At 69.4% G+C, this 19613-nt stretch carries 20 protein-coding genes; 11 read left to right on the top strand and 9 right to left on the bottom strand.

The window, feature by feature from the left end:
- Positions 1-9: 9 nt before the first annotated feature.
- Positions 10-714, bottom strand: a complete 705-nt coding sequence (locus RN729_RS09380) for a hypothetical protein (RefSeq protein ID WP_310784050.1) — start codon at positions 712-714, stop codon at positions 10-12.
- A complete protein-coding gene (locus RN729_RS09375) occupies positions 711-1178 on the bottom strand; it encodes a hypothetical protein (protein WP_310784048.1) in 468 nt (155 codons plus the stop codon). Before RN729_RS09375 ends, RN729_RS09380 begins: the two co-directional genes overlap by 4 nt.
- A gap of 68 nt (positions 1179-1246) precedes the next feature.
- On the opposite strand from RN729_RS09375, the gene RN729_RS09370 reads away from it, so the two are divergent.
- The 11 genes from RN729_RS09370 to RN729_RS09320 all read left to right on the top strand — a co-directional run bounded on the left by RN729_RS09370 (position 1247) and on the right by RN729_RS09320 (position 9998).
- Positions 1247-1435 (top strand): hypothetical protein, encoded by a 189-nt coding sequence (locus RN729_RS09370; RefSeq protein WP_310784046.1) that lies wholly within the window; start codon positions 1247-1249, stop codon positions 1433-1435.
- A 132-nt stretch (positions 1436-1567) separates the two neighbouring features.
- Positions 1568-2770 (top strand): N(4)-(beta-N-acetylglucosaminyl)-L-asparaginase, encoded by a 1203-nt coding sequence (locus tag RN729_RS09365; RefSeq protein WP_310784044.1) that lies wholly within the window; start codon positions 1568-1570, stop codon positions 2768-2770.
- 31 nt (positions 2771-2801) lie between these two features.
- A complete protein-coding gene (locus RN729_RS09360) occupies positions 2802-3257 on the top strand; it encodes a GNAT family N-acetyltransferase (RefSeq protein ID WP_310784042.1) in 456 nt (151 codons plus the stop codon).
- 29 nt (positions 3258-3286) lie between these two features.
- On the top strand, positions 3287-3733 hold the full coding sequence (locus RN729_RS09355; RefSeq protein WP_310784039.1) for a BsuPI-related putative proteinase inhibitor: 447 nt from the start codon (positions 3287-3289) through the stop codon (positions 3731-3733).
- Positions 3734-3748: 15 nt separating this feature from the next.
- Positions 3749-5533 (top strand): M28 family peptidase, encoded by a 1785-nt coding sequence (locus tag RN729_RS09350; protein ID WP_310784221.1) that lies wholly within the window; start codon positions 3749-3751, stop codon positions 5531-5533.
- A gap of 5 nt (positions 5534-5538) precedes the next feature.
- Positions 5539-6246 (top strand): hypothetical protein, encoded by a 708-nt coding sequence (locus RN729_RS09345; protein WP_310784036.1) that lies wholly within the window; start codon positions 5539-5541, stop codon positions 6244-6246.
- Positions 6243-6467 (top strand): hypothetical protein, encoded by a 225-nt coding sequence (locus RN729_RS09340; RefSeq protein ID WP_310784033.1) that lies wholly within the window; start codon positions 6243-6245, stop codon positions 6465-6467. Before RN729_RS09345 ends, RN729_RS09340 begins: the two co-directional genes overlap by 4 nt.
- Positions 6464-7912 (top strand): sodium/solute symporter, encoded by a 1449-nt coding sequence (locus RN729_RS09335; RefSeq protein WP_310784029.1) that lies wholly within the window; start codon positions 6464-6466, stop codon positions 7910-7912. Before RN729_RS09340 ends, RN729_RS09335 begins: the two co-directional genes overlap by 4 nt.
- Positions 7913-7964: 52 nt before the next feature.
- Entirely contained in the window at positions 7965-8744 is a 780-nt protein-coding gene (locus RN729_RS09330) for a cyclase family protein (RefSeq protein WP_310784026.1), read from the top strand.
- Positions 8745-8765: 21 nt separating this feature from the next.
- Positions 8766-9593 (top strand): hypothetical protein, encoded by an 828-nt coding sequence (locus RN729_RS09325; RefSeq protein ID WP_310784023.1) that lies wholly within the window; start codon positions 8766-8768, stop codon positions 9591-9593.
- 63 nt (positions 9594-9656) lie between these two features.
- A complete protein-coding gene (locus RN729_RS09320; protein ID WP_310784021.1) occupies positions 9657-9998 on the top strand; it encodes a DoxX family protein in 342 nt (113 codons plus the stop codon).
- A 12-nt stretch (positions 9999-10010) separates the two neighbouring features.
- On the opposite strand, the gene RN729_RS09315 is transcribed toward RN729_RS09320, so the two are convergent.
- From RN729_RS09315 to RN729_RS09285, 7 genes are all read right to left on the bottom strand, one after another.
- A complete protein-coding gene (locus RN729_RS09315; protein WP_310784018.1) occupies positions 10011-11336 on the bottom strand; it encodes a hypothetical protein in 1326 nt (441 codons plus the stop codon).
- Between the two features lie 98 nt (positions 11337-11434).
- Positions 11435-12745: a 6-bladed beta-propeller gene (locus RN729_RS09310; RefSeq protein ID WP_310784015.1), complete on the bottom strand. Its 1311-nt coding sequence runs from the start codon at positions 12743-12745 to the stop codon at positions 11435-11437.
- Positions 12746-12831: 86 nt separating this feature from the next.
- Positions 12832-13164 (bottom strand): hypothetical protein, encoded by a 333-nt coding sequence (locus RN729_RS09305; protein WP_310784012.1) that lies wholly within the window; start codon positions 13162-13164, stop codon positions 12832-12834.
- Positions 13165-13526: 362 nt separating this feature from the next.
- The gene (locus RN729_RS09300) at positions 13527-13817 is read right to left on the bottom strand and encodes a hypothetical protein (protein WP_310784009.1); all 291 of its coding nucleotides are present in this window, start codon (positions 13815-13817) and stop codon (positions 13527-13529) included.
- A gap of 73 nt (positions 13818-13890) precedes the next feature.
- Positions 13891-14733 carry a DUF1295 domain-containing protein gene (locus RN729_RS09295; protein ID WP_310784006.1) on the bottom strand — a complete coding sequence of 281 codons (843 nt, stop codon included), beginning with the start codon at positions 14731-14733 and terminating at the stop codon, positions 13891-13893.
- Between the two features lie 8 nt (positions 14734-14741).
- On the bottom strand, positions 14742-17921 hold the full coding sequence (locus RN729_RS09290; protein ID WP_310784003.1) for a hypothetical protein: 3180 nt from the start codon (positions 17919-17921) through the stop codon (positions 14742-14744).
- A 13-nt stretch (positions 17922-17934) separates the two neighbouring features.
- A complete protein-coding gene (locus RN729_RS09285) occupies positions 17935-19587 on the bottom strand; it encodes an amidohydrolase family protein (protein ID WP_310784000.1) in 1653 nt (550 codons plus the stop codon).
- Positions 19588-19613 lie beyond the last annotated feature (26 nt).

The following is a 19613-nucleotide window of genomic DNA, read 5'->3' as shown; positions in this document are numbered from 1 at the left end:
CGGGCCGGGTCAGTGGGGCGGGGCCACCCCGACGGAGAGCGTGACGGCGCTGGCGGAGTACCCGTAGTCGAGGAGGACGCCGGGTATCTCTACCGTCCACTCCGTGAGGGAACGCGAGTAGCCGATGCGCACATCTACGCTCCAGCCGCGGTCGAGCAGCAACCCGACGCCGACCGTCGCCGGGCGTCGGCTGCGTTGCTCTCGCCGCTCTCCGCGTTCGCCGTCTGCCGGGTTGACGCCGCTCGTCGCGAATTCGCTCCACATCCGACGGATCCCGCCGAACACATAGCCCTGTGTCGATCGGTCTGCGGAACCGAGGCCGAGGAGCAGGTTGACGCCGACTCCGAACCGGTCGCGGAGGTCCCACTCGCCGGGCCACACGTCGTGTGGTTCGCCGTTCGGCGTGGGCTCGATCGTGCCCTCGATCATCCCCCGATTGGCGAGAACCCCCTCGAACTCCACCCCCGCGAGCACGCCGCCGAGGACGTGTGTGCGGAGCCCTAGAGAAGGGTTGACCGCGAACGTCGGACCCGAGGCCGTCGTGGCGCTCTCGCTCGACCCGCCGCCCGCCGTCACACGCTTGGAGTGTTCCGCCGAGAGCCAGCTCGCCTCGGGCGCCAGCCGAAGGGTTAACTCGGACTGGGCGCGGGCCGGCGGCGTGGCCGGTAGGGAGAGGCAGACGAAGAGGGTTGTGCGTACGGCGAAGCGGATCACCGAGGCGCCGATCCTCCGGTCGACGCGACCACGCCGCAGTTGGTGAGCAGACGCTGCGCGTCCGCCTTGCCGGAGTCGGAGGGGCCGAGCTGGTTCTGGCCCTGCTCCTCGTCGTCGTCGAGCCCGGCGATCAGGCCGATGTCGTGGTCCGCGACCCTCGAGGCGACGACCCTGATGTGCGTGTTGCCCGTCGCGGGATTGTCGAACACGCTCGCCGTGAGCACGTCGTGATGGGCGGCCCCGGTGATGAGTTCCTGTACGACGCCGGAAGTCTGCCGGCGACCGCGCACGAACCCGGCCTCGAGGTTGCCGTCCTCGATCGTATAATCCATCAGGTTCAGCTGCGCGACCGCGCATTGGTAGGCCGTTTCCAGCTCGGACGGCGCGACGCCCTGGAAGGAGACGGGGGCCGTGGAGCACCCGGCGAGCAGTACGGTGAGGACGACCGGTGCGATTCTGTTCATGGCATCCAATCTTCGACGCTTGCGGGTCTGCCGCCAGTTATTGACCCTTCGTTCCCATGGCCGACCTCATGACGACTCGAATGCGGGCGCGGTCACGCGAGGTCCCGGCCGCCCTGCTGCTGCCGCTGGTCTGCTCGATCGCGCTGGGGCGGAGGGGCGTGCTCGCCATCCCCGGACACGACCACCTGGGCGTCCCGGCCGGCCCCGGCGCGGGACTCGACGGGGAGCCGCTCTCCCGTGTCGGCGACGACCCGTAGACGAGAGCCTCCGCTCCCTCGGCGCGGACGTGTGCCGGGCACCCGCTCGAACGCTGGCGGGAGGCACCGCTGTCGCGACAGTTTGAGTGCCAGGAAGACTCACACCAGCCTACGGGGGTCGAGATGTCGGAGATGAATCGTCGTGGTTTCATCGGTCGGGGATTGAGCCTGGGTGCCGCGGCGGCGGTTGCAGGTGCCGTGCCCGCGCGCGCTTCGGTCCGCGAGGGACGGCCGGCGCTGGCGTCGAGCGGGCGAGCGATGACGCCGATGATGATCACGAGCCATACGAACGACACGGGACGCCGGGCCGCCACCGCGGCGTGGCAGATCCTGTCGGGCGGCGGCGCGGCGATGGACGCCGTCGAGCGCGGCGCGAACATCATCGAACTCGACCCGGACGGGACGAGCGTCGGCTGGGGCGGCCTGCCCAACGCCGACGGCGTCGTGCAGCTCGACGCGTCCGTGATGGACGGAGCCACCTACAACGCTGGCTCGGTCGCCGGGATCGAGGGCATCCGCACTCCCGCCTCGGTGGCCAGGCTCGTGATGGAGCGCACGGATCACGTGATGCTCGTCGGCAAGTACGCGCAGGAATTTGCGATCGGCTTCGGCTTCGAGGTTCAGGATCTGATGACGCCGAAGTCGCGGGAGATCTGGCTCCGCTGGCGCGAGGGTCTGTCCGACACGGACGATTGGGGTCCCCCGGACCACCTGCGGCGCCCGCGCGGCGGCTCCGACGGCGGCTCCGACGGCGGCGGACTCTCCCGCGCCGGATCCGGCGAGGACGCCGTGAGGCGCGAGGCCGAGGAGTGGGCCGAACTGCTCGACCTGCCCGGCCGGGACGGCCCCGACCGCGACTACGTGCTGGCCGAGGCCCTCATCCACCGCTACGGAACGACGAACGTGCTCGCGGTCGACGCGCAGGGGAACGTCTCGGGCATCACGACGACGAGCGGACTCGCCTGGAAGGTTCCCGGCCGCGTGGGCGACTCGCCGATCATCGGCGCGGGCCTGTACGTGGACAACGACATCGGCGCCGCCGCGGTGACCGGACGGGGCGAGGACGTGATCAAGTCGTGCGCGGGGTATTTCATCGTCTCGCGGATGGGCGCGGGGCGCACGCCGCAGGAGGCCTGCGAGGACGCCGTGGCGATGATCCGCCACAAGTACCGGAACGTGAATCCGGAGTTCATCCCGTCTGAGAAGTTCGTCGCGATCAACAAGGACGGGGACCATGGCTGCGCCTGGATGCCCTTCCGCGATACCCCGCCGCGCATGACGGTGGCGAACGCGGACGGGATCCACACGTACGAGGGGGTGAGCGTCGCCGACTGACGGCGCGCCCGACCCGGACTTCGCGTCCGCCGTGTCCGAAGTGACCGTGGTCGTCAGGGAAGCGGGTCTCGAAGATGTCGACCGCCTCGCGCCCCTGTTCGACGGGTACCGGCAGTTCTACCGCCAGTCGGCGGATCCGGAGGGGGCCCGCCGGTTCCTGGCCGCACGTCTCGGAGCCGGCGAATCGCGCGTCTTCGTGGCGGAGACCGAGGACGGATGGCCCCTGGGGTTCGTGCAACTCTTCCCGTCCTTCTCCTCCGTATCGCTGAGACGGCTCTGGATCCTCAACGACCTCTTCGTCGCGCCGGACGCCCGTCGGTCCGGGGTCGCGCGCGCCCTCATGGACCGCGCGCGGGCACTCGCGATCGAGACCGGCGCCAAGGGCCTCATCCTGGAGACCGAGACCCACAACGCGCCCGCCAAGAGACTGTACGAAGAGCTGGGCTGGGCGCTCGACGGTACCGACCACTACGAGTTGCTCGTGTGAGCCCCCGCGTGAACGCGTCGGTGCGCGCGGTGGCTCCAGCGGTATTGCCGCTCGCGCTGGCGGCCTTCGCGTGCGCTTCCGGATCGGCGGAGGGACCCGCGGCAGGGGAGTCCGGCCGGGAGTTGCGACTGTCGCTGTCGACCGGCGAAGCGTCGCCGGAGGCCGCCACGCCCGTCGTCCTCGAACTGACGGGCACGAACGACGGACCGGCCACGCTCATCCTCGATTTCCCCGACGGCCAGCGCTACGACTTCGAGGTGATCTCGGAGGATGGGGCCGTCGTCTGGCACTGGGCGGAGGGCAGGTTCTTCGCCCAGGTGCTGGGACGCGAGACGCTCGAACCCGGCGCCTCGCTGCGCTGGACCGGGAGGATCGAAGCCGGGCTGCCGGCCGGCGTCTACCGCGTCATTGCCACACTCACCACGGTGGAGCCTCACGCCATCGAGGCCACCCTCACCGTCCTTCCCCGGAGCTAGCGACCATTGAACAATATGATTCCGGCGGGGCTCGCCACGGGCCCCGACGCCCTTGAACCCGACCTCCTGCGCGCCGTTTCCTTCGATGCCGGGTGGTCCCTCCTCGAACGCTTCTCGACGCTCGTGCGCGAGTCCGGGAGCGACGACGAACACGTCGCGGCCGAGTACATCGCCGCCGAACTGAGCCGGATGGGCGTGCCGTTCGAGATGCACGAGCCCGATCTCTACCTCTCGCTGCCCCGCGAGTCCTCGGTGGAGTGGAACGGCGGGTCGATACGGGCCAAACCGCCGTCCTTCGCGGTGCCGACGGCGGAGGGCGGGCTCGAAGGAGAACTCGTCTTCGTTCCGGCCGCGGCGGCGACGGGGCAGCGAGACCTGTTCGCGAGGCGGCTCGGCGACGACCTGCCGGACATGGCCGGCAAGATCGTGCTCAGCGAGGGATTCGCGATGCCGGGCATGGTTTCCGCCTTCGAGGCGGCGGGGGCGGCGGGGCAGGTCTTCATCAACCCGGGAGGGAACATCCACTGGGGGATCTGCACGTCGATCTGGGGCACACCGACGACCGCGAACCTTGCCACGAAGCCCCGGACACCCGTGGTCGCGGTCAACAACCCCGACGGAGAGCGACTGAAGGAGGCGGTGGGCGAGTCCGTCCGGCTGGAAGTTCGACTGGAGGAAGGCTGGTACCCGTGCAAGCTGCCCGTCGCGCACATCGCCGGCGCGTCGGAGAAGTTCATGCTCGTGCACGGACACTACGACTCGTGGGATGTAGGGATCGGCGACAACGCGGTCGGCGATGCGACGCTGCTGGAACTCGCCCGGATCTTCCATGCAGAGGCGGGGCGGCTGCAGCGCTCGCTACGGATCGCCTGGTGGCCGGCGCACTCCACCGGGCGCTACGGCGGCTCCACCTGGTATGCCGACACGCACGCGCTGGAACTCCGCCGGCGTTGCGTGGGCGCGATCAACATCGACTCGCCGGGCTGCTGGCATGCGACGGAGTACGACGACGTGATGTGGATGGCGGAGGCGGGGCCGCTCTGCGCGCGTGCGATCGCGGACGTCACGGGGAAGACCGCGAAACGGCTGCGGCCGCTGCGGGCCGGCGACTATTCCTTCAACCAGATCGGGCTCACCTCGTTCTACATGCTGCTCTCGAACATCCCGGCGGACGAGCGCGCGGCGCTCGGCTTCTACGCCACGGGCGGCTGCGGAGGCAACATCGCGTGGCACACCGAGGACGACGTCATGGCCGTCGCCGAACGGGAGAACCTCGAGCGCGACCTGGGCGTCTACGTCGCCTCGATCGCGCGGGTGCTCAACTCGCGCATCCTGCCGTACGACTTCCGCGAGACCGTCTCGGAACTCGCGGGATTCATCGACGGTTACGTGGAGGCGGCCGGGGGCCTGCTCGACCTCGGCGCGCTCCGTGCCGAACTCGAAGCGCTGGGAGCCGCGCTGAACGACCTGTACGCCGTGCTCGGGCGGAGTCTGCCGGATGCGGCGGCGGTCGGAGCCGTGAACGAGTTGTTCCTCGAGTTGTCGCGGATCCTGGTGCCGATCGGCTACGCGGAGGGAGGGCCGTTCGACCACGACCCGGCGTTGCCCAGGACACCGATCCCGCGGCTGGCCCGGGTGGCCGAGTTGCCGGGCCTCGCGGAAGCCGGCGCCGACATGCTGCCCTTCCTCGTGAACGAAGTGCGTCGCGAGGCGAACCACGTGGCGAACGGGTTCCACGAGGCGGCCCGGGCGGTGCGACGCGTGCTGGCGCAGTTGACGGCTTCGGCACCGGCGGGCTGACGGCCGTGCGACGCGCGAGGCGAGAGCCGGGGCGTGCGTCCGCGCCGGGGGCACCGGCGCTGTTGGCGGCGCTGGCCGGCCTGTCCGTCGCGGCGCCGGTGCAGGCGCAGACGACGGACACGGTGTTCGTCCGGCTGGACGCCGATGGCGCGGCCCACGTTCGACAGAGTCTCCAGCCGGAGGACGGCGCGGTTCGGGCCTTCGCCATCCGGATCGAGCACCAGACGCTGTCGCTGGCGGAGATGGAAAGGGGCGGCGCGCCGCTGCCCGTCGCCGATGCCGCGCTGACCCCGGTCGACGGGGCGTACCGCATCGATGTCGCCTCCGACGCGCCGGTCGTCGTGTCCTACACCGTCCGGAACACGGTGCGCGGGCGGCTGGACCGGGTCCCCTTTTTCGTGGCCGGCCGGGAGGCCGAGGAGACCGTGGTACAGGACGTCACGGCGCCGTGGCTGATCCGGCTGGAAGGGGATCCCGACGTGCTCGATGCGCTGGATCTGTCGACCAGCCTGCCGCGCTTCGTCCGGGCCGGCGATGATGTCGTGACGGCCACGCTGTCGAGCGTGCCGGGGATGCTCCGGCTATCCCGCGGGGGTGCGCTCTCGTTCGCGCGCATCGCCGACTTCGCCGTCCTCGCACTCCTGCTGGCCGGCGCGATCTGGACGTGGCGGAACGCGCGGGTCCGCCGCGAGGGCGGGAGGGCCGCCCCATGACACCGGTGGCGATCCTCCTGATCGCGGCGGGCTTCTTCGCCCTCGGCATCACCATGGTCCTTCTCTTCCGGAAGACTATCAGCGCCGACGACGAACTGGACCGCCGCTGGGCCGAGGTCGTCGCACCGCGCTCCCGGCGCGGCGCCTCACCCTCTGCGCCCTCCGCGCGCGCGGAGACCGAGGAACCCGACGGCGCCGAACCACCCGGTGCGCGGACATGAGCGACGTCTTCTTCGTCGTCCTCGGCGTCTACGTGGCCATCATCATGGGCATCGCGATCTGGAGCTACTTCCGGACCGAGACCGAGGTCGACTTCCTCGCCGCCGGCCGCTCGATCGGCCCCATCGTCGGCGGCGCCGTCCTTGCGGCCACGCAGATCTCCGCCGGCACCTTCGTCGGCACCGCGGGCCGCCACTATCTGGCCGGCGTCTCCTGGGTCTTCCCGTGGCTCGGCCTGTGGACGGGGTGGCTCGTCTGCGCCTTCTTCGTCGCCCCGAAACTGCGGCGGCTCGGCGCGCTCACCGTCCCCGACTACATCTCCGCCCGCTACGGCAGCCCGAAGGCCGGCGCCCTCGCGGGCATCCTCATCGTCGTCGCCTACACGATCTATCTCGTGGCCCAGTTCCAGGCGGGCGGCGAGATTGCGGAGGTCGTGTTCGGGATCCGTCCGCTCACGGCGATGCTCATCATCGTCGCCTCGACCGCGCTCTACACGCTTCTCGGCGGCGTCCGGTCCAGTTCCTACATCGATTTCCTGCAGACGCTGATCATGGTCGCGGCGCTGATCGTCGCGGTTCCCGTCCTCCTCAACCAGGTGGGCGGCGGCAGTCCGGTGGCGGCGGTCGAGCGGTCGCTCGACTTCCTCGACACGCTCGACGACCGTCTTGTGGGCTGGTACTACTCGCCGCGTGAACTCCTTGCCTTCGCGATCGCGTTCGGACTCTCCATCGCGGCGGCGCCGTACGAACTCACCCGCTTCTACTCGATGCGGGACGAGCGCACGGTGCGGAAGGCGATCTTCGTGGCGATCGGCTTCCAGGTCGTGATCGCTACGAGCATCATGTCCATCGGCATGCTCATGCGGGTGCTGTTCCCGAACCTTCCCTCACAGGATCAGGCCACCGCCACCATGGCGCTGCACGTCCTGCCGCCCGTGGTCGGCGCGCTGCTGCTCGTCGCCATGCTGTCGGCGATCATGTCGACCGTGAACTCGATCCTCCTCGTCACCGGTGCGGGCGTCGCCCACGACCTCTACGGGAAGTTCATCCGGCCCGACGCGAGCCAGAAGCACCTCGTGAACGCGAACCGGGTGGCGATCGTCGTCCTCTCTCTCATCCCCCTCTTCTTCGCGCTGCAGAAGCTGGGGGATGTGCAGGGCATCGTCCTCGAGCAGGCGAAGTTCATCGCCTCCTTCTTCTTCGTCCCCATCGTCATCGGCCTCAACTGGCGACGGGGGACGGCGAAGGGCGCAGTCGCCTCCATGATCGGGGGTTTCCTCGCCTGCCTGGTGTGGACGCTCTGGTTCCAGGAACACTACTTCCCTCTCTACGGGATAGATTCCGTCGAGCTGGGCGTCGGTGCGAGCCTCATCCTCTTCATCATGGTTTCGCTGATGACGAAGCCGAATCCGGGGCAGACGCTGGAGCCGTTCTTCGGGGACAAGTGATCCGCGGACCGCAGCCTCGCCCGCGGGTCGACCAACCACAGGGAGATTTCGAATGTCGGACGTACTGAACCGCCTCGTGGAGGAGTTGAACGCGGGCACCGTCCGGGTGGTGGACCTCACGATCCCTCTCGGCCCCGATACGGTCGTCATCGATCTTCCTCCGATGTTCGCGCCGTCGAAGGGAGTGACGATCGAGCAGATCTCGAGGTATGACGACGACGGGCCGGCCTGGTACTGGAACAACCTCACGCTCGGCGAGCACACCGGGACGCACTTCGACGCCCCGATCCACTGGGTGACGGGGAAGGACGTGCCCGACGGGACGACGGACACGATCCCGCCGCGCAAATTCGTTGGGCCGGCGTGCGTCATCGACGTGGAGGCGGAGGTGAACGCGGATCCGGACTTCCTGCTCACGCCCGCCGGGCTCGAGGCGTGGGAGGGGGAGCACGGACGCGTGCCCGAGGGCGCCTGGGTCTTCCTGCGCACCGGGTGGAGCCGGAGGGAGGGGAAGGAGGCGTTTCTCAACGTGTCGGACGATGGCCCGCACTCGCCGGGCTTTCACCAGGAGACTTCGGCCGTGCTGGCCCACGACCGCGCGGTGCTCGGGGTCGGAGTGGAGACGGTCGGCACCGACGCGGGTCAGGCGGGAGGGTTCGATCCGCCGTTCCCGAACCACGGGATCATGCACGGGGCGGGGAGGTTCGGCCTCGCGAGCCTGTGCAACCTCGACCGGCTGCCCCCGACGGGCGCCGTCGCGATCGCCGCTCCGCTCAAGATCGTGGGCGGAAGCGGGAGCCCGCTGCGCGTGATCGCGCTGGCTCCGGCGTAGCGGGCGGGGGAGGAATCCGCGATGGACGCCGAGCGGCAGCGGTCCGCCTATGGAGAACTCCTGACCGCGCTGGACGAAGCGATCTTCTGGCTGGCGCGCGTGCCCGCCGCCGAACCCCATGAATCCGGCGCCGAGCGGCAGGGGACGTTTCGGCTCGGAGAGGCGGGCGGGATCGCCTTCTCCGCCCACTTCCCGGGCATGGACTCGGAGGCACTGTTCGACGACATCTCCGATGCGGTGGAGAGGGACGATCTGGACGCGGTGCGCCGGGTCCGGAGCCTAGTCGAGTCGAGACTGCGGTCGGAAGACGACGGGACCGGGGGCGAGGAGACGGCGGGCGATGCGTTCGACTGGGACGCGGGCTACCTGCAGATCCTCGGCGTCCTGAATGAAACGCGGCGTGCCCGGGACGACGGAGACGCGCATCGATACTGGATCATGGCGGGTTTCCTGGCCGGCCTCCTGCACTGGGACGAGCGACCCGGGGAGCACGAGCCGGGAGAGCTCCACGACACCGTGATTGCCGCCACGAGCGATGGCTGGGGGGAGAACCTGTGGCTGGAATGGGAGGCGCTCCGGGACGAGTGGCTGGCCCGCCACGCGCCGGAGGCGCCGGAGGATCCGGAGCTTCTCTTCAGCTGGTTGGGCCTCCGCCTCGCCGCCGCCGACGTGGTGACCGACTCGCTCTCTTCCCGCGGCGCCCGGCGGCCGGGTGACCAACCATCCGACCCGGAGTCGGAAGAGGTCTGCTTCCTCCGGTGCGAACGCTCGACGTGGCGCGCGCAGCACTTCGGGCGGAAACTCGCCGATCCTCGCGACGAGGGAGGCGGTCTGGCCATCGACGGATGAGCGGCCAAGGTTCAGGAATCGGCCCGGGGCCGGACCACGTACTTCCAACGCGAGGAGCCTCCAGTGGCGAACAACGGAAACGCAGGCAAGGCCGTCAAGGTGGCGTCGATTCTGCTGGCGCTGCTCTTCCTTCTGAACGGCGGGATGAAGGTCGCCGGGATGATGGTCGACCAGTTTGCGCTGTGGGGCTACCCGGCGTGGTTCCAGTACCTGATCGGCGTCGTGGAGGCGCTGGCGGGAGTCGGCTTCCTGCTCGGCAGGATGCGGTTCATGGCGGCGGTCGTTGTGGTGCCGATCATGGCCGGCGCGATCTACACGCTCGTGCGGGCGGGCACGGTGCCCCAGGCCGCGGTTCCGACCGTGGCTCTGCTGCTCGCGCTCTTCGTGGCGAAGAAGTCGCGCTAGCCCGGCGCTCGGTCAGCCGCCCTCCGCCGCTTCCAGTGGCTGGTCGCCGACGAGGCGGACGACGCGGACGCGCTGGATGCCGAGTTCGTCGGGCTCGATGTAGGCCAGGAGGCCGTCCGGCCCGAACGCGGCCGGGATGCGAACCCCGTCCGGAGCGATGGTGCCGAAGTACTGCCCGTCCGCGGTGAGGATGTCCGTGGGACCGGGTTCTCCCCGCAGGGCCGAGCGCTCGACCCAGATGCGGTCGCTCCGGTCCACGGCCAGCCTCGAGATGACCGGCACCTCATCTGGAAACACCATGTCCGCGATCCGGTCTTCCCTCATGCGGCGCATCGCCTCCGGATCGGGACCGCTCGGCCTTCCGGAGCCGGTGCTTCCGCTGACCGAAATCGTCCGGGTCATGAAGACGGTGCCTCCACCGCCTCCGCTCCCGCCTTCCGCCACAGCGGCGAGCCGGCGCTCGCGCTCCGAGTCCCGGATCTCGTCGGTGACCGCGACGGGCGAGATCGGCCGCTCGAGCGTGCCCGTCACCTGCCCCGAGGCATCGAGGATCTTGACCGTGTAGCCGACGGAATCGGCGAGGGCGACGCGGCCATCCCGAAGCACGCCGAAGCTCAGGGGAAGGGGAAACGCCTCCATCCGCGACATGATGATCCGCATGTTTCCGGTCTGCGTCTCGGCGTCTTCCACGGGCGGTCCCGCCCAGGCCAGGTGGAACTCCTCCTGTGTGCCGTCGAGCCGGAACCGGCCGATGGGCCGGCCTTCGGGCTCCTCTTCTTCCTCCCCTCGCATGAGCGCGGTGAGCGATCGGCCGGCGAGTCCCGCGGAGAGGAGGCTGTGGTCCGGCATGGCGTGCATCTCGGCACCGGGCATCCCGGTCTCGAAGGTGAACCCGGCCTCCTGGAGCGATTCGCCATCGCGGTTGAAGACCTTTATGCCGCGACCCATGTCGTTGACGGCGATCCGCCGATCACCGAGCACGGCGAGTCCCAGCGGCTGGTTGAGTTCTCCGGGCCCCTCGCCTTTGTTCGAAATCGTCCGCTCGAACTCGCCGCCCGGGCCGACGACGACGATGTGGCCGGCGTCATTGTCGAGGATGAAGAGCGAGCCGTCCTCGTCGAAGGCGACGCCCATCACGCTGCCGAACATCTCCCACGCGGCCCCGTCCATCACGCCGACGGTGTACACCTCCTCCACGCTGGGCGCGAGAGAGACGTCGGGGCTGTCGAGCCCCGCGTCGCCCGGTCCGGCGTCGCCCCCGCAGCCGATGGCCACAATCGGGAGGGCGAGCAGGGCGAGATGACGCGTGCGGTACGTACGGCAAGGGATCTTGCGCATGAGGTTTTCCCCAGGTTGACGCGGGCGACCGGCCGGACACCGGCTGTGACAGTGGAGACCGGACCACGGTTGCCCGCCGCGCGCGTTCGTGCCCATGTCTATCGAGCGCCCTCCAGTTGTTCGTCCGCCATGAGCCGGACCACCAGGACGCGCTGGATGTCGAGGTCGTCGCGCTCCACGTAGGCGAGCAGGCCACCCGGGCCGAAGGCTCTGGGGATTCTCAGGCCGTCGGTGGGGAGCGAGCCGAAGTACCGCCCGTCGGCGCTCAGGATGTCGATCGTACCGGTCTCGCCGGGGAGGGCGGAGCGCTGCACCCAGATGCGGTCGCTCCAGTCCACGGCAAGATTCGTGATCACCGGCATCTCCTCCGGGAACCTCAGATCCCGGATCTGATCCTCGCGGATCCGGCGCAAGGCCTCCTGCATACCCTCCGAATCCATGGGGTTCCCACCGCCGCTCGATCCGGCCGCTGCGGTGATGCTCAAGGTCATGATGCCGCCGCCTCCACCGCTTCCACCGGACTCGAGGCTTGCGAGACGACGTTCGCGTTCGGCCGCCTCGATCGCGGGCGTCACGGCCACCGGCGGCACCGGGCGCTCAAGGGTCGACAGGCGGCCCCCCGCCGCATCGAGCAGCTTGATGCGGTAGCCGACCGAGTCGGCGATCGCGACGCGGCCGTCACTGAGCACGCCCAGCGCCAGCGGCAGCGGAAAGGCCTCTCCGGCCTCCATCTGTATACGGATGTTCCCCGCCTCCGCTTCGTCGGTTCGGGTTTCGCGCGGCGGAGGCGCCCAGGCCTCATGAAACGGGTCCGTGCTTCCGTCGAGCCGGAAGCGCGTGATCGGACGGCCCTCTTCCCGGTCCATGATCCCCTCCGGCGAGAAGCTCATCCGGCGGGCCGGCGCGATGAGGCTGTGATCGGGCAGGGCGCGGAGTCGTCCAGAGGGGACGGCACCCTCCGGATCGATCCCGACGTCCTCGAGAAACTCTCCCTCGCGGTCGAAGAGCGCGATGCCCCGGTTTCCCATGTCGCGCACACCGATCCGTCCGTTGCCAAACACGATGAGGCTGGCTGGGAAGCGGAGCTCGCCGGGTCCTTCTCCCTTGTTGGCGATGGTGCGGACGAATGCTCCCGCGGGATCGATCACGACCACGTGTCCGGCGTCGCTGTCGAGGATGAAGAGAGTGCCATCCGCGTCGAACGCGACATCCGCGACCCGGCCGAACATTTCCCATTCCGCCCCGTCCAGTACGCCGACGGCGAAGAGCGTGTCCGTCGCGGGAGAGATCGTGACGTCGGGACTGTCGAGCCCGCGGGCCGCGGATCCCCCGTCTCCACCGCAGGCTGCGGCCGACAGAAGAACCGGGGCGAGTACGGCGTGGACGGTATGGCTGTGCGAGCGGCGCATCGGTTGTTTCTCCTTGCGCGGGGGGGAGTTGACGGGGTTCCGACTATGAAGATAGTTGAGGCGCGTCCCCGTGGGAACGTCCTCGGTCATTCCGTGCCGGGAGTCTCCAGCGGCTGATCTCCGGCGAGGCGGATGACACGGATGCGCTGGATGCCGAGGGGATCGGTCTCGATGTACGCCAGCAGTCCGTCCGGCCCGAAGGGGGCCGGGAGGCGCAGTCCGTCGGGGGCATGCGTTCCCAGGTACCGGCCGTCCGCGGTGAGGACATCCCTGGGACCGCTCTCGCCCGGCACCGCCGCGCGCTGGACCCGGATCCGGCCGCTCCAATCCACGGCGATCCTTTCGATGACCGGCATCTCCTCAGGGAAGACCAGGCGTTCGATCTGTCGCCGATAGGTTCCGCGCAGGGCCGCTTCCATGGCGGCCGGATCGGGGGGGGGCCGGAAGCCCCGCTCGGTGGGCGGATGACCACCATCGCAATGCCCTCCGTGAGCACGTCCTGCAGCGCCCTTCGGAGTCCTGCAGCGCCAGCCGCCGCGGACGTTTGGCGTCGCGGACCCGCCCCGTTACCCGGACGGGAGCTACCGGGCGCTCGAGCGTGGTGACTTGCTTCCCTTCCTCTCCCTCCGGGCCGACGATCTTGATCCGGTTGCCGACCGAGTCGACGATGGCGACCCGGCCATCCCTGAATACACCCAGTTCCAGCGGAGGGGGGAAGGCCTGGATCGGGCGCAGTTGCATGAAGATTCCTCCGGACTCCACGTCTTCCAGTCGCGTGTCGTCAGGCGGAGGGCCCCGCCACACCGCGTGGAACAACGCGCCACTCCCGTCGGGACGGAAGCGCACTCGCCGTCACAACACTGTGGTCGGGCATCGCATGAAACGGAATCCCCGGGATCCCCGCCTCGGTCGCGAACCGGATCCCTTCCAGGAACGTGCCGTCGCGGGCGAACATCTGAAGCCCGACCTTCGCGAAGTCCATGACGCCGATGCGCCCGTCGGAGAACACCGCCAACCCTTCGGGCCGGTCCAGCTCGCCGGGGCCCTCGCCTTTCCTCGAGATCGTCCGCACGTGCCGGATCGCCTGGTAATTCCACTATCAAGTTAGTAGAACGGGAAGCGTGGCAATCGGGGCCCTGGGGCCATCAGGCCTTGGACACAGGTCGGGGGATCAGCGCCGGCGTGGTGGCCTGGTAGTCGCGGTATCCGGGGTATTTCGACGCGGAGATCGTTTCGGTGAGGCGCATCGACGGAATTAACAGCGCGGTGAGCAGGATGAAGCCGAGGCCCGTCCAGTGGAGCCATTGACCCGAGGCGGAGACGGCGAACAGGTAGAACACCCACCACATGCCCAATTCGCAGAAGAAGTTGGGATGGCGGCAATAGCGGAACAATCCGGAAGTCATGAACGGCTGCGCCACATCTTCTCTGGCCGCGATCCGCCGCTTCTTGTCCTGCTGAAAGCGCCACATCTGCTCGTCGGCCACGGCCTCGCCGACGAAGAGCACGAGGAACACCGCGGCGGTCAGGAGATCCAGCCATCCGAGCGGCGTCTCGCTCCACACCGCAGCCTGGTGCACCGGGGAGGTGAACCACCAGATCAGCAGCATCTGCCCGAAGCTGATGAACGTGAGGTTGAGGACCTGTATGCCCACCGGCCCCGCCTTCTCCCGGACGATGGCCCAGCGGTAGTCCTCGCCGCCCGGCTGGTATCCGCCCTTGCGCGCGAAGTTGAAGGTCAGACGCGCGCCCCAGAGCACGACGAGGAACGTCATGAGGTTCACGCGGGGCGACGCGAAGTTCGTCCCGAAGGCCACGATGAGGCAGTACGCGCCCGGGCATATCGACCACAGGCGGTCGATCCACGAGAACTCGCGGGTGACGACGCCCAGGAGCCAGACCAGCGCGGCGAGGATCAGGCACAGGTCGAGCGCCGTGCCGAAGGCCGTACCCCTCAGCGGGTGAGCGATGAGATTGATGTCGGGCATGCGCTATCTCAGGTTGCGGTCAGCCTCCTGACCAGCGTCTGCAACCAGTCGCCGACCTCGCTGACCTCCTCCTGGAGCTCCTCGTGGCGCTCGTATGCGTCGGCCCCCGGCGCCTGGTCGGCCCGCCCGGTCATGCCGGCGAGATAGTTGAGCTGGCTCAGGAGCATGGGGCGCGGATAGCTGCCCGCCGCGTCGTTCACGCGAGCGTCGAGTTCGGCGAGTTCCGCGGCGAGTTCGTCGAGCGTCTCGTTGCGACCGCCACCGGCGTCCGCGCGCGCCTCCTCGATCTGATCGCGCAGGCCGTCGATGCCGTCCGCGACCTCACGGGCGTCCGCCATCGTCTCCCGCACGGCGAGGTTGAACCGGTACTGCTCCTCGAGGTCGGCGACGGTCACCCCCTCCGCCGCCACCCGCGGGTCGATCCGCAGTTCGAGCCCTGCCTCGACCGTCATGTTGCCCGCCGAAAGGCGGACGGTGTACTCGCCCGGCGGCACCATCGGCCCGCCGCGGCCCTCGCCCTGCGAACGCAGATCCCAGCGCAGCCGGTGCACGCCCGGCGCCGACGAGACGCCTCGCATGGTCCCGCCGCGCGGCGCCATGCGCTGCATCGCCGGTCCCCCCGCCCGGCCCGCGCTGCCGCCCCCGCCGCTGGCGTAGGTCCGGATGACCTCGCCGTCCGCGTCGAGGATCTCGACCCGCACCGTCTCGTCGGGTCCCAGCTCGGGCGAGATCCAGTAGTTGATGTCCGCACCCCCGCCGCGGTAGTCCGGCCGCGCCGTATTCGAGGCCCATTCGAAGCCCGAGTTCCGTCCGGGCCGCGTGCGGTACTGCGGCCGTCCCTCGAACAGGTGGGCCCCGCCTCCCGCCGCGACCGACCCGTCCGCGCCGATCTCGTGCAGCGGCGTGACATCGTCCAGCACCCAGAACCCCCGGCCCATCGTCGAGAGCGCGAGGTCCTGCCGGTACACCTCGATGTCCGTCACCGGCGTCAGCGGGAGGTCGAGCTGGAAGGACTGCCACGTCGCCCCGTCGTCGAAGGAGATGAAGAGCCCGAACTCCGTCCCCGCGTACAGGAGGCCCGCGCGGTCCGGATCCTCGCGCACGACCCGCACGGGCACGTCCGCCGGGATCCCGTTCGTCCCGTCGGTGAGAAGCGTCCACGTCTCGCCCGCGTCCTCCGTCCGGTAGACGTACGGCCGGAAGTCGCCGAGCAGGAAGCGGTACCCGGCCACGTACACCTTGTCCGGATCGTGCCGGGAGATGTCGATCGAGTTGATGCGGCCCTCGGGCGGCATGTCCGCCGGCGTCACATTCTCCCAGGACGCCGCGCCATCCAGCGTCACGTACACCGGGCCATCGTTCGCACCCGTCCAGATCACTTCGGGGTCGTGCGGCGAGGCCTCGATCACGTAGAGCGTGGAGTAGTGCTCCTCGCCCGTCGCGTCGCGCGTGATCGGCCCGCCCGACACCATCTGCCGCTCGGGAGGGAACGCCGTGAGGTCCGGCGAGATCCGCTCCCACGTGCGACCCCCGTCGCGCGTGCGATGCACGTACTGCGAGCCGTGATAGACAAGGTTCGGGTCGTGCGGCGACACCTCGATGGGCACGACGCGCTGGAAGCGGTAGGGGAGGTTGGCGGGGTTCGTCCCGTACATGTTCACCGCGCCGACGTAGTACTGCTGTTCCTGCCCGGTACGCTGGTTGTAGACCCCGAAACGCCCCTTGCAGTTCGCGTACACGACGTCGGGATCGCCCGGCTTCGGCACGGCGGGACCCGTCTCGCACCCGCCCGGCGAGCGCCAGTACGCGTCGGGACCGCCCGGCGCGGAGAGGGAGGGCTGCCGGCTCGGCACCGCGACCGTATAGGCATCATCCTGCTGTCCGGCGTAAAGCCAGTACGGGAAGCGGTCGTCCACATCGACCTGGTAGAGTTCAGCGGTGGGCTGGTTGTTGACCGGCGACCACGTCTGACCGCCATCCAGCGTCACGACTCCGCCGCCGTCGCTCCCGTGCACCATGATCCGCGAGTCGTCGGGGTTGATCCACAGATCGTGGTCATCCCCATGGACGTTCGGGATCGTGCTGAAAGTCTCTCCGCCGTCCGTCGACTTCCAGGTGGACAGATTGAGGACATAGACGACATTCCCATCCATCGGGTCCGCAATCACGTTGGCGAAGTAGAAGGGCCGGTGCATGAGCTGGTTCCGCGGGTCGTCGTTGACCAGCTCCCACGTCTCGCCCGCGTCGTCCGAGCGGTACAGGCCCTCGATCGGTTCGGGCGCCTCCACGAGCGCGTAGACCCGGTCGGGCATGTCCGCCGAGACGGAAAAGTCGACCTTGCCGATGAGGCCGTCCGGGAGCCCGGCCGTGATCCGCCGCCACGTGTCGCCCCCATCCGTCGTCTTCCAGATCCCGTCTTCGTCGCTCGCCCCGGAGATGATCGACCACGGACGCCGCTGCGCCCGCCACATCCCGGCGTAAATGACATTGGGGTCCGCCGGATGAAACTCGAGATCCACCGCCCCGACGGAGTCCGAGGTGAAGAGGATGCGCTCCCAGTCGAGGCCGCCGTTCGACGAGCGATAGACGCCCCGCGTCTCGTTGTTGATGAACGGGTTACCCATCGCGGCCGCATAGACGAGGTCGGGATTGTCGGGGTGGGCCTTCACGGAAGCGATCTGGCCGCCGTCCTCGAGCCCGACGTGGGTCCACGTTTCTCCCGCGTCCGTCGACTTATGGATGCCCTTCCCGATGATGATATTCGAGCGGATGCCGTCCGAGCCCGTGCCCACATAGATGATATTCGGGTCCGAGTCGGCCGCTTCGATATGGCCGATGGAGGGAGACCGGAAATATCCGTCGGAGATATTCTCCCACGTCATCCCGTAGTTCGTCGTCTTCCACACGCCGCCGCCGGTCGCCCCCTGGTAGAAGGTGTGGGGATGGGACCGGTGCCCCTCGACCGCCGTGACGCGGCCGCCGCGCGACGGGCCGACGAAGCGGAAGGAGAGGCCGCCGAAGAGACTTGGATCGACCGTGTCCGCAGACGGGGCCGGGTTTCGGACGCCGGCGGGAAGTTCACCCGCGCTCGCGCCATCCTGTGCGACGAGAGGCCCCGCGAGGGCGGCGACGGCAACCAGAGGTGCGAGAACGGTTCGTGTTCCGGGAATCGCGGCGGAGAATCGCATGCCTGCTCCTGAGTTATCGTGCCTTGACGAGCGCTTCGCCTGCGAGGGCGTCCGTGAAGCGGCCCCCGTCGATCGCGAGCGTACCATTGACGAGGGAGTACTCGACCCCCTCGGCGAGACCGTGCGGGTCGTCGTATTCGGCGGTGTCGCGGAACCGCTCGAGGTCCACGACGATGACATCGGCGACCGCGCCTGTTCGGAGCACGCCGCGACCTTCGATCCCGTACACGCGGGCCGGGAGCGCAGTCATGGCGTGAATCGCCTGTTCGAGCGTGGTGACGCCTTCCTCCATCACGTACTTGCGGATCCGCCGCGGGAAGGCGCCGAAGCCGCGCGGGTGAGGGTGTCCTTCGCCCGGCACCCAGAGCGAACCGTCGGACGCGGTCATCATCCAGGGCTGCGCCATGAAGCGCTCGATGTCCTCGTCGTTCATGTTGAAGGAGGTCAGGCCGGTGCCTCCGCCGCCTCCGCGCGCCTCCACGAGCAGGGCGAGCGCGGTCTCGATCGCGTCCACCCCGCGCTCCTCCGCGACATCGGCCAACGTCCGGCCCCCGTGGGGGCCGCCCTGGAGCATGAGCCGGTCGGCGCCGCCCCGGCGGTCGAGGTTCTCCCACATCTCCGGCACGAGCCGGGCGCGTTCACCGGGATCCTCGATGCGCTCGTACAGGTCGCCGCCCTCGCCGGCGAGCGCCCAGCGGGGGACCAGGGCTCCGATAATGCTCGTGCCGGAGGCCCCGTAGGGATACTGGTCCGCGTAGACCGGGAGACCTTCCGCCCGGGCGGCCTCGATGCGGCGGACGACCTCGGCGGACTCGCCCCATACCCGGGGACCGAGCGCCTTGACGTGAGTGACGACGCCGGTGATGCCGGAGCCCCGCGAGATCTCGATGACCTCGTCGACGGCCCCGAGCAGGCCGATCGAATAGTCCGACTCGTCGCGGATGTGGCTCTGGTACACGGCTCCGTACCCGGCCGCGATCTTCGCGAGTTCGACGACCTCGCCGGTGGGGGCGTACGACCCCGGCGAATAGTAGAGGCCGGAGGAGAGCCCGAAGGCGCCCCCGTCCATCCCGTCGCGCACGAAAGTCCGCATGCGGTCGAGTTCCTCGGGCGTGGCCTCGCGCGCCTGCATCCCGAGCACCGCGCGGCGGACGCTCCCGTGCCCGATGAGTTGCCCCACGTTCACCCCGACGCCGGGGGCCCGAATCCGCGCCCGCTGGTCGGCGAGGTCGACGGTGCCGCCGCCATCGGGGTTCGCGAAGATCGTCGTGATCCCCTGCGCGAGGAGGGGGCGCGCCGTCCGCAGTTCGTCGCGCAGCAGCGCCGGCATGGCGTGGGAATGCGTGTCGATGAAGCCGGGGAAGATGTGCAGGCCGTTCGCGTCAATGACCCGGCCGGCGGTGGCCGCGCCCAAGTCGCCCACGGCCGCGATCCGGTCCCCGTCGATCGCGACGTCGCCGGCGCGCGGCGGCCCACCCGAACCGTCCACGAGGGTGCCGCCGCGGATGACGAGGTCGTAACTCTGGGCTGCGGCGGGCCGGGCGGCGGCCGTCCCCGCAAGCAGGCCCGCCGCGGTGAGGACGGCCGGGAGCGCCCGTCCGGCGTGGCGGCGCGGGGTTGGGGAAAGCATGTTGTCGTCCATGCGCTCGAATCTGTCGGATCGCACGCGACCCGCACAAGAAAGCGGTGCCC

This window comes from Candidatus Palauibacter polyketidifaciens, from assembly GCF_947581785.1.
GTDB lineage: Bacteria > Gemmatimonadota > Gemmatimonadetes > Palauibacterales > Palauibacteraceae > Palauibacter > Palauibacter polyketidifaciens.
This window is presented reverse-complemented; position numbering and strand designations above follow the sequence as displayed.